Annotated in this window: 11 protein-coding genes; 3 read left to right on the forward strand and 8 right to left on the reverse strand. The window is 60.9% G+C overall.

Annotated features, from left to right (window positions below; translation table 11 throughout):
* The first annotated feature begins 127 nt into the window (after nt 1-127).
* A complete protein-coding gene (gene apaG, locus WA943_RS13440; RefSeq protein WP_424470393.1) occupies nt 128-520 on the forward strand; it encodes a Co2+/Mg2+ efflux protein ApaG in 393 nt (130 codons plus the stop codon).
* A gap of 9 nt (nt 521-529) precedes the next feature.
* Here the strand turns inward: apaG and WA943_RS13445 are convergent, their stop codons facing one another.
* From WA943_RS13445 to WA943_RS13455, 3 genes are read right to left on the reverse strand one after another with little or no spacing between them, the layout of a single operon-like run.
* Entirely contained in the window at nt 530-1,270 is a 741-nt protein-coding gene (locus WA943_RS13445; RefSeq protein WP_424470394.1) for a DUF899 domain-containing protein, read from the reverse strand.
* A 33-nt stretch (nt 1,271-1,303) separates the two neighbouring features.
* Entirely contained in the window at nt 1,304-1,657 is a 354-nt protein-coding gene (locus WA943_RS13450; RefSeq protein WP_424470395.1) for a DUF1428 domain-containing protein, read from the reverse strand.
* A gap of 16 nt (nt 1,658-1,673) precedes the next feature.
* A complete protein-coding gene (locus tag WA943_RS13455) occupies nt 1,674-2,177 on the reverse strand; it encodes an SRPBCC family protein (protein WP_424470396.1) in 504 nt (167 codons plus the stop codon).
* A gap of 323 nt (nt 2,178-2,500) precedes the next feature.
* On the opposite strand from WA943_RS13455, the gene WA943_RS13460 reads away from it, so the two are divergent.
* The gene (locus tag WA943_RS13460) at nt 2,501-4,495 is read left to right on the forward strand and encodes an SDR family oxidoreductase (protein ID WP_424470397.1); all 1,995 of its coding nucleotides are present in this window, start codon (nt 2,501-2,503) and stop codon (nt 4,493-4,495) included.
* 133 nt (nt 4,496-4,628) lie between these two features.
* A complete protein-coding gene (gene argE, locus WA943_RS13465; protein WP_424470398.1) occupies nt 4,629-5,804 on the forward strand; it encodes an acetylornithine deacetylase in 1,176 nt (391 codons plus the stop codon).
* A gap of 9 nt (nt 5,805-5,813) precedes the next feature.
* On the opposite strand, the gene WA943_RS13470 is transcribed toward argE, so the two are convergent.
* The 5 genes from WA943_RS13470 to WA943_RS13490 all read right to left on the reverse strand — a co-directional run.
* A complete protein-coding gene (locus tag WA943_RS13470) occupies nt 5,814-6,425 on the reverse strand; it encodes a hypothetical protein (protein ID WP_424470399.1) in 612 nt (203 codons plus the stop codon).
* Nucleotides 6,422-7,417: an Hsp33 family molecular chaperone gene (locus WA943_RS13475; protein ID WP_424470400.1), complete on the reverse strand. Its 996-nt coding sequence runs from the start codon at nt 7,415-7,417 to the stop codon at nt 6,422-6,424. The genes WA943_RS13470 and WA943_RS13475 overlap by 4 nt, the downstream gene beginning before the upstream one ends.
* Before the next feature lie 14 nt (nt 7,418-7,431).
* The gene (gene argF / locus WA943_RS13480; protein WP_424470401.1) at nt 7,432-8,361 is read right to left on the reverse strand and encodes an ornithine carbamoyltransferase; all 930 of its coding nucleotides are present in this window, start codon (nt 8,359-8,361) and stop codon (nt 7,432-7,434) included.
* Complete coding sequence (locus tag WA943_RS13485) at nt 8,358-9,572, reverse strand: aspartate aminotransferase family protein (RefSeq protein ID WP_424470402.1); 1,215 nt, start codon at nt 9,570-9,572, stop codon at nt 8,358-8,360. The genes argF and WA943_RS13485 overlap by 4 nt, the downstream gene beginning before the upstream one ends.
* Nucleotides 9,573-9,921: 349 nt before the next feature.
* On the reverse strand, nt 9,922-10,485 hold a 564-nt coding region (locus tag WA943_RS13490; RefSeq protein WP_424470403.1), incomplete at its 5' end, for an ABC transporter permease.

Raw genomic sequence — 10,485 nt, forward strand, 5'->3', positions numbered from 1 at the left:
CGATCAGGGACCCAATTTGTTCGGCGGTTCCTGATATTCGCAGTAAAATTCACGTGCCGGGGCAAGCGCAGAACGAGCCCCTCGGCACCAGCCAGACTCACCGACGCTTTCGGGCAAGGACCGCACGATGTACAGCGCCACAAGCCACTCCATCCACATTGAAGTGGAGCCGACATATCTCGAGGATCAGTCCGAGCCCGAGCAGAATTACTATGTCTGGGCCTACCATATCGTGATCGAAAATCGCGGAGAGCGGACGGTGCAGTTGCGTTCACGGCACTGGAAGATCACCGACGCGTCCGGCCATCTGCATGAAGTGCGTGGCCCCGGCGTCGTCGGCGAGCAGCCTGTGCTGCGTCCCGGCGAGTGCTTTGAATATACGAGCGGCACGCCGCTTGCGACGCCGTCAGGCATCATGTTCGGCACCTATCAGATGGAAACCGAAAAAGGCGAGACGCTTGAAGTCAAGATTCCCGCCTTCTCGCTCGATTGCCCATTTGCGGCCCATCTGCCGAACTGAGCGGCGCGCCTAGGCCGATTTCTCCGCAGCATGGCAAGCGCCAGCCGCCACCTCTTCATATTTGTCGTGATGGCGCACCCAGTTCATGGGTGACGTCTCGTTGCGCCCCTTGGGCGTCAGATCGAGATACATAAGCGCGCCGATCATGTCTTCCGGTCCGCGGCCATATGACGAATAGGTGTGGAATATCTGTCCCTTTTCATCCTTATAGAAAATGCTGACGCCCGGCGCTTCGCCCTCGCTCGGGTCTTCGCGCAATTCATAGTTGTAATAGGTCGGCCCCTTGGCGACCTCGTCAGCCGTGAACGAGACCTGATAGTCCGTGTTGAAATCGCTTCCCTGCGACGACACCCAGTTGAAGCGCCAACCCATGCGTTTCTTGAACGGTTCGATTTGCGAAAGCGGCGCGCGCGACACGGCGACCATCGCGACATCGTGATGGGGCAGATGCATGTTCGGCCCATCGAGATGGTCGGAAAGCAGCGAGCAACCGGGGCAGCCTTCCGCCCAGCCGGGCGCAAACATGAAGTGATAAACGATAAGCTGGCTGCGCCCGTCAAAGAGATCGGCGAGCGTCTTCCTGCCCGCTGGCGTTTCGAATGTGTAGGTCTTCTCGACCTTCACCCAGGGCAGGTCGCGCCGCTCCGCGCTCAGCCGATCGCGCATATGCGTGTATTCTTTTTCCTTCAGCAGCAGCGCCTTGCGGGCGACAGTCCAGTCTTCGCGAGAAACGATCTTGTGCGCGTCCATCGTCAATCCTCCTCGTCGTTTGTTGAACCGAAGTCAGAACGAAACCAGCGTCTTGAAGCCGCCATAGAGCATGCGTTCGGAATCGAAAGGCATCGGGCTCGGCATGTCCGCCAGACGCGGATCGGCCATCACCTTTGCCATGACCTTGTCGCGATGCGCGCGTGACTTGTAGGTGATCCAGGCCATGATCACCGTTTCGCCGCGCTTGACCTTGATGCCGCGCGGAAAGGTCTGCATGCCTTTGATATGGAGGCCGTCATAGACGCATTCCACATATTCGAGCGCACCATGATCCTTCCAGACCTTACTGGCCTTGCGCGCCATGCGCTTGTAGGCGTCAACATTCTTCGCCGGAATGGGCAGGACAAATCCATCTACATAGGCCATGCGTTTCTCTCCCGTTTTATTCTTCGCGATGGTCAGACGAACAGAGGGCTTCGAGCTTGTCGAGAGCGCCGGTCCAGCCATATTCGTGGCGGTCGCGGGCGGGCTCGTCGAAGAACTGCTCGTGGATCAATGTGAGCTGCGTTTCATCACCCATATTTTTGAGCGCGATGGTAACGAGGGACTGGCGCTCCGGCATGGTCCGCCACTCCCAGGTGAAAACGAGCTTTTCGTTCGGCACCACCTCGCGATAGATGCCGCTCACGTCATGCTCCTCGCCGTCGGGCGTGCGGAACGTCACGCGAAAGCGCCCGCCTATGCATGCATCCGTTTGCGCGTGCAAAGGTTCGGCGCCCGCAGGCCCCCACCATCGGACTATTTTTTGCGGGTCGGTCCAGGCCGCATAGATGTCTTCCGGCCGCGCCTTGATCCGGCGTCGGAGCGTGAGGCTCGGCTTGATCGTGGCGTCGGCTGCGGAAATCGCAGCAGTCTGGGTGCGGTCGGGCCGGGATTGGGCGGGCATGTTTCTTCCTCCACATAGCGAGCAAGCCGGTCAATCTGCGCCGACCAGAAGCGCTCGCGGCAATCAAGCCATGGCACGGCGACCTCCCTCGGCCAGATGCCCGCGCCGCAAAAGCGCGACCGAGACTGATCTCACCCGCACTTAACCAACTAGTTAAATGTTATTCCCGCAGACCGGTCTGTCAAGTCTCGCCTGCCCGCCCGTCTGGCATCTTTTCCCCGTTCTCGCGTAGCATCGATGCGGGAGGAGGCCGCCCGCCGTCTGGTTGGGCGCGCCCCAAGGGAGAGCGCGTAAGGGCCAGGCGCCCGCGCAGGGGAGGACTTATGGGTTATCTGGTGACGGGCGGGACCGGCTTTCTGGGACGCCATCTGATCGACGAGCTGATCGCAAAACGCAAAGGCACGATCCATGTGCTGGTGCGTCCGGGCTCGAAGGAAAAATTCAAGAAATTGAGCGCGCGTTGGGGCAAGGACGCCGATCGCGTCGTCGCCCTGACCGGCGATCTGGGGAAGAAGCGGCTTGGCGTTTCGCCCGCCGAGATCGCCAAGCTCAAGGGCAAGATCGATCATGTGTTCCATCTCGCCGCGATCTACGACATCACGAATGAAGATGAGGAAGCGCAGCTCGCCGCAAATGTCGACGGCACGCGCCACGCGCTCGAACTTGCCGAGGCGCTCAAGGCGGGCTGCTTTCATCATGTGAGTTCCATCGCGGCGGCGGGGCTTTTCCCCGGCTGGTGGCGCGAGGACATGTTCGAGCAATGGGAGAATGGACAGCATCCCTATTTCTCCACCAAGCACGCTTCCGAAGCCGTTGTGCGCGAGGAGGCGAAAGTGCCGTGGCGCATTTATCGCCCGGGCGTCGTTGTCGGCCATTCAAAGACCGGCGAGATCGACAAGATCGACGGGCCTTATGTTTTCTTCCGCCTCATCAAGAAGCTGCGCAAGCTCATCCCCTCATGGGTGTCGCTTGTCGGCATCGAGGGCGGATTTCTCAATGTCGTGCCGGTCGATTTCGTGACGCAGGCGCTCGACCACATCGCGCATAAGCCGAAGCTCAACAAACAGACTTTCCATCTCACAAATCCCGAACACCATCGCGTCGGGCAGATCCTCAACATGTTTGCGCGCGCTGCCGGTGCGCCTGAATTCAGCGTCCGTATCGATGCGCGCATGTTCGCCTTCATTCCGAAGGGATTGCGCGACAGCCTGATGCGTCTGCCGCCTGTGCGCGCAATCGTCGAAGGCGTGCTTGCCGATTTCGGCATTCCGCGCGCGACGATGAAATTCTTCAACTATCCGACGCGCTTCGATAATCGCGATGCGGAAAAGGCGCTGAAGGGCTCGGGCATCGAGTGTCCGCCGCTCGCTTCCTATGCCGGTTATCTCTGGGATTACTGGGAGCGCCATCTCGATCCCGATCTCTTCAAGGATCACTCGCTGTCCGGCGCGGTGCGCGGCAAGACGGTGCTCATCACGGGCGCGTCGTCCGGCATCGGCCATGCAACGGCGCTCAAGGTTGCGGGCGCGGGCGGGCGCGTCATCATCGTTGCGCGCGATCCTGAAAAACTTGCCGCCACCAAGGCGGAAATCGAAGCCGCAGGCGGCACAGCCCATGTCTATAGCGCCGACGTTGCCGATATGGAGAGCTGCGACAAGCTCGTTGCGCAAGTCGTGAAGGATCACGGCGGCGTCGATGTGCTGGTCAATAATGCGGGGCGCTCCATCCGCCGCTCGGTGCATTTGTCCTATGATCGCTTCCACGATTTCGAGCGGACGATGCAGCTCAACTATTTCGGTTCGCTGCGTCTCATCATGGGTTTTCTGCCCGCCATGGTGGAACGCAATCGCGGCCAGATCATCAACATCCTCTCGATCGGCGTGCAGGTGAACCAGCCGCGCTTCTCGGCCTATGTCGCGTCGAAAGCAGCGCTTGGCGCATTCGCCCGCTGCGCGCAGCCGGAGTTTCATCACAACAATATCGTCTTCACGAATATCTATATGCCGCTGGTGAAGACACCGATGATTGCGCCGACAAAAATGTATGACAATGTACCGACGCTCTCGCCCGACGATGCCGCCAACATGATCTGTGAAGGCATCATCGAACGCCCCAAGCGCATCGCGACAAGGCTCGGTACTTTCGGCGAAACGCTTTGGGCACTTGCACCCAACATCACCAATATCCTCTTCAACACCACCTTCCGCCTCTTCCCGGATTCGGCAGCGGCGAAAGGCGAAAAGCCGGTGGCGGGAGAAAACCAGCCATCGAACGAGGCGGTCGCACTCGCGGCGCTGACGCGCGGCTTGCACTGGTGAGGCAGCGCACATCAAGAATGATGCGTCGTCCCGGGGCTTGTCCCCGGGACCCATCTTCCGTCCGGCTTGACGGGACTGTGTGAAAGACGGCGAAGTCGGGTAATGTAGGCGCCACCCAATCAAGGAATGCCACATGCCCGCAACGCGCTACACCACGCGCGAGATGATTGCGAAGCTCATCTCGTTCGACACGACAAGCAGCAAGTCGAACCTTGAGTTGATTGCCTTCGTCGAAGACTACCTGTCGGGCCACGGCGTCAGCTCGCAGCGCGTGGCGAATGACGACAATACCAAGGCCAATCTCTTTGCGACGCTCGGGCCTGCCGATCGCGCGGGCGGCATCGTGCTGTCGGGCCATACGGATGTCGTGCCCGTTGAGGGGCAGGACTGGTCGAGCGATCCGTTCAAGGTCGTGGAGCGCGACGGCAAGCTTTATGGCCGCGGCACCAGCGACATGAAAAGTTTCATCGGTGCCGCGCTTGCCGCCGTGCCGGACTTCCTGGCGCGCGGGCCGGAAATCCCGATCCATTTCGCGCTCTCCTATGATGAAGAAGTCGGCTGCCTTGGTGTGCGGCCGATGATCGACACGGTCATCCGCACATTGCCCAAGCCGCAAGTCGTCATCGTCGGCGAGCCGTCGGACATGAAGGTCGTCAACGCGCATAAGGGCATTCGCTCCTATTACACGACCGTCACCGGCCTCGAATTTCATTCGAGCCAGACCCATCAGGGCGTCAGCGCCATTCAATATGCCGCCGAGCTTATCGGCTTTCTGATGAAACTCGGCGAGGAGATGCGCGAGCGCGGCGATGCGTCCGGCCGCTTCACGCCGCCCTTCACGACGATCAGCGTCGGCATCATCAAGGGCGGCACGGCCGTCAATATCATTCCGAAAAGCTGCTCGTTTCTCTGGGAATATCGTTCGCTCCCCGACGCGGACGCGGAAGAAATCGTCACGCGCTTCAACGCTTTCGCCGAGGCACAGGTTCTGCCGCGCATGCTCAGCGTCTTTGACGGCGCGAAAATCGAAACCGTGGCGCGGGCGCAATCGCCGGGTCTTGCCGCCACCGATGGCGATCCCGGCGAGACACTGGTGATGAAGCTCGCGCAATGCAATTCGGCGGAGGCCGTTTCCTACAATACGGAAGCCGGGCTTTTTCAGCTTGCCGATATTCCGACAGTCGTTTGCGGCCCGGGTTCCATCGATCAGGCGCACAAGCCCGATGAATTCATCGCACTTTCACAGATTGCGGAATGCGAGCGCTTCATGGCGCGGCTCGCCGAACATGTCGGACAAAAACAGAATTGATCCGCGCGACTAGCGGATCACGGGCGCCATGGTGCGGCTGACCTCGGCGCTCAGCGCCGCGTCGAACTTCTGCGCAATCAACTGCATCAGTTCAAAATAGGCGCGGTCGCGATCATTGAGGTTTGCGCTTTGCAGGATCGTCTTTTCGCCGCTCGCATTGACGATGGCCTTGTAGGTCGCGAAAGCCCCGGCCTGATCGCCCGGACGCGAGACGACAAGCTCCGCGCGCAGCGTCGCCGTGATCTTCGTGTCCGTCTGGTCGCCGAAGAAACCCGTGAGGCCGCCTTTGACCGGCAGCTTTGACTCCACAACGCTCGCATTGAAGATCGTCAGCGTCGCAATGCCCCGCGTGCCGACAGCGACGAGGCGCGTATCGGCCCAGCGCTGCGCGACCGTCGTCGGCGTCACCGCATGAAGCTGTTCGACATTGGGCGCGCGACCGGGCGGATTGTAGCGTTCATCGACCGCGATGCTCGCGACATCGAGCTTGATCGGCTTGCCGGTGAAGCCGATAGCGGCCTGCGGCGCGGGCGGCGGCTCGTTTGCGCAGCCGGGCAGAATGGCAAGACCCAGCAATATGACGGCAGCGGCGACGTGTCGAGACATCGTGGTCAGCTTCATTCCGTTCCCTCTTTCAGCTCATCGGGCGCGAAGCGGTACACTTCGCTGCAAAATTCGCATGTCACTTCGATGATACCGTCTTTTACCATCTCATCGATTTCTTCAGCCTCGAATGAGCCGACGACGGAGCGCGTACGCTCGCGCGAGCAGCGGCATGCAAATGAGACTTCCGATACTTCATAGGCGCGCACGCCGTCTTCGTGGAACAGACGGTAGAGAAGGCGCGCGGGCGCAAGGGCTGGATCGAGCAGCTCGTGATCCTCGACCGTATCGAGAAGGATCGCCGCCCTGTTCCAGTTTTCTTCCTCGTCATCCGGCACTGCTTCGTCGTCGCCTTCGCGATAGCCGGTCAGGCCGCCGTCGCTGGCGATGTGCTGGATCATGATGGCGCCGGCGCGCCATGTCGTTTCCGCCTGTCCGTCGGCGCGGCGCTGGAAAAGCGGCCCGGCGGCGAGATGGATGCGCGTCGCAACCTGCTCGGAGCTTGCGAAATATTCATGCGCGCTTTCAGACAGGCCCGCCGGGTCGAGCGCGACGATGCCCTGATAGCGCTCCATGTCGTCGCCCTGATCGATGGTCAGCGCGAGATAGCCCTCGCCGAGCAGATCGGCTGTGGAGGTGCGTCCCTCATCCAGCATTTCGGCAAGGCGCAACTCGTCCATCTGGGCATAGCCGCGCAAGCGCCCGGCCTTGTGCTCGTCATCGGGCGTTTCATAATCGGCGACCAGCAGATTGACCGGCCCCTTGCCTTGCGTCTGAAACGTGAAGCGGCCCTTGAACTTCAGCGCCGAGCCGATCATCGCAGTCAGCGCAAGCGCCTCGCCAAGCATGCGCGAAACAGGTTCTGGATAGTTATGCTGCGTCAGCACGCGATCGACGAGCGGCCCAAGCCGCACGACGCGCCCGCGAATGCCCAGCCCCTCGATCTGGAAAGGCAGAATGAGATCGTCGGCGGCAGCCGAAAGACCATGCTCCATATCACCCGACGCCATGGACCCCGCTTCGCTCACGAAAAGCACCAGGCAAGAACGCCCTTCTGCGCATGCAGACGGTTTTCCGCTTCGTCCCAGACGACCGATTGCGGGCCGTCGATCACTTCGGCGGTCATCTCCTCGTCGCGATGCGCGGGAAGGCAATGCATGAAGATCGCATCCTTGGCGGCGGCGGCCATGAGCCGCGCATTTACCTGATAAGGTGCCAACAGATTGTGGCGATGTTGGGCCTTGTCGGCAGGCGTTCCCATCGAAATCCACGTATCCGTGGTCACGCAATCGGCGCCTTTGACCGCCTCATAAGGATCGCTCGTCACGCTTACTTTCGCGCCCTTGCTGCGCGCCCAGGCGAGCGCGTCCTTCGCGGGCGCGAGTTCGGGCGGACAGGCGAGCTGCAATTCGAAATCGAGCTGCGTCGCCGCATGAATCCATGAGGTGACCATGTTGTTGCCGTCGCCGACCCAGGCAACCTTGCGGCCCTTGATCGGCCCCTTGTGCTCTTCGAACGTCATCACGTCGGCCATCAACTGGCAGGGATGCGAGCGATCCGTCAGGCCGTTGATGACGGGCACGCTTGCATATTCGGCAAGCTCGATCAGATGCCGGTGATCGGTCGTGCGGATCATGATCGCGTCGACGTAGCGCGAAAGCACGCGCGCCGTGTCGGCAATCGTCTCGCCACGGCCAAGCTGCGTGTCGTTGCCGTTGAGCAGCAGCGTTTCGCCGCCGAGCTGGCGCATTGCAACGTCGAATGACACGCGCGTCCGCGTCGAAGGCTTCTCGAAAAGCATGGCAAGAAGCTTGCCCTTCAGCGGGCTGTCGGCGTCGGGCGCAGCATGGGAAAGCCCGTTGCGCTGCGCCTTGCGGCTGCGCGAATGATCGAGGATACCCCTGATTTCCGCAGGCGCAACAGCATCGAGATCGAGGAAATGCCGGGGATTCATGCAACACCTCCGGCTGCCTTGACGGGCGCGGCGGCTATTTTCGCCTCAAGCGCCACGCAGGCCCTGCCGATTTTTTCGATTGCTTCGTCGAGATGCGTTTCGTCGATGATGAGCGGCGGCAGCAAGCGCACGACATTGTCGCCCGCACCGACGGTCAGCATGTGTTCGGCCCGCAAGGCTTCGACAAGCTCGGTATTCGTCACGCGGGTTTTGAGGCCCAGCATCAAGGCTTCGCCGCGCACGCTTTCAATGATGGTCGGGTGCTGATCGACAAGCATTGCGAGCTTCTGGCGAAGCTTCACACCCATGTCGCGCACATGCGCGAGGAATTCCGGCTTCGTCATCAGCGCAACGGCCGCGCCCGCAACAGCCATAGCCAGCGGATTGCCGCCATAGGTCGAGCCATGCGTGCCGACCACCATGCCGCGTGCGGCGCTTTCGGTTGCGAGGCAGGCACCGACAGGGAAACCGCCGCCCAGCGCCTTGGCGACAGCCATGATGTCGGGCGTGATGCTCGCAAGTTCATGGGCAAAGAGCTGGCCCGTGCGGCCGAAGCCCGTCTGCACTTCGTCGAGTACAAGCAGAATGCCCGCCTCGTCGCAAAGCGCACGGATGCGGCGCAGATCCTCGTTCGGCAGAACACGGATGCCGCCTTCGCCCTGCACCGGCTCAATCAGCACGCCTGCCGTATTCGGACCGATGGCTTTTTCGAGCGCCTTCACATCGCCGAAGGGCACCTGCACGAAGCCAGGCATAGCCGGGCCGAAGCCTTCGAGATATTTGGCGTTGCCGCCTGCGGCGATGGTCGCCAGCGTGCGCCCGTGAAACGCGCCCTCAAAGGTGATGAGGTCGTGGCGTTCCGACGCACCGCCCGCATAGTGATATTTCCGCGCCATCTTGATCGCGCATTCAAGCGCCTCGGCGCCGGAATTCGTGAAGAAGACCGTATCGGCGAAGGTTGCGTCGACAAGCTGGCGGGCGAGTTTTTCCTGACCCGGAATCTTGTAGATGTTGGAGAGGTGCCAGACTTTTCCGGCCTGCTCCACCAGTGCTGCGACAAGAGCCGGATGCGTGTAGCCGAGCGCGTTCACCGCGATGCCCGCACCGAAATCGAGGTATCGCTCGCCGCTCGTGGTGAAGAGGTATGGCCCTTCGCCCCGCTCAAATTCCAGGTCGGCCCGCGCATAGGTCGGCAAAACAGGCGTAATCACGATCTAGTCCTTCTCACATATTTTCTTGGACCGCTTGGCTCACATAAGAGTCGGGAGAGCATCGCGGGCCGGGGCGACGGTCGGGAGATCCGAGCGACAGACATGTCCTTAAACAGCGCAAACCTTTTGGGCCGCACGGCTTATCGTCTGTCAGCGTCGTCGTTTCCCGTTCAGGATCATAGCGATCACTCCGCGCCTCGTGGGGCCAGGCTCCGAATGGAACATGCGCCCAATAGAAAAAGCCGCCTGAAACGGCGGCTATCCGAGAAGTGATGGAGTATTACGGAGACGCCCTAGGGCTGTCAATTGCGGCTTTTCAACCGCAATTGACCATATTGAAAGCCCGCTTTCAGCTTTTCAGCCTGTAGCCCCGGCGGAAAAGCCTGTCGCTGATGAGCCAGAGGACCGCGTTTACCCCGATGGTGAGGGCGACGCCGGTCGTTACGGAGCCGTCCGCCTGGCCGGTGAAGCCATAGCGAAAGCCGTCGATCAGGTAGAAGACCGGGTTCCAGTGCGTGATTGCATGGGCGAAGGACGGCAACTGGCTGACCGAATAGAAAGTGCCGGAGAGAAAGGTCAAAGGCAGGAGCACGAAATTCGTGACGGCCTGCAAATGGTCGAACTTCTCCGACCAGATGCCCGCGATGATGCCGAGCAGCGACATCATCAGCGACGCGCCAAAGGCGAAGAAGACAATGGCCCAGAGATGCGCGACGCCCATATCGACAAAGGGGATCATGGCAAGGCCCGTTGCCAGGCCGACGACGAGGCCGCGCGAAATGCCCGCAAACGAGATGCCGACATTCAACTCGCCGGGCGAAAGAGGCGGCATCAGATAATCAACGACATTGCCCTGCACTTTCGAAATCAGGATCGCCGAGGAGCTATTGGCAAAGGCGTTCTCGATAACCGT

Source organism: Parvibaculum sp., assembly GCF_049651025.1.
Lineage (GTDB): Bacteria > Pseudomonadota > Alphaproteobacteria > Parvibaculales > Parvibaculaceae > Parvibaculum.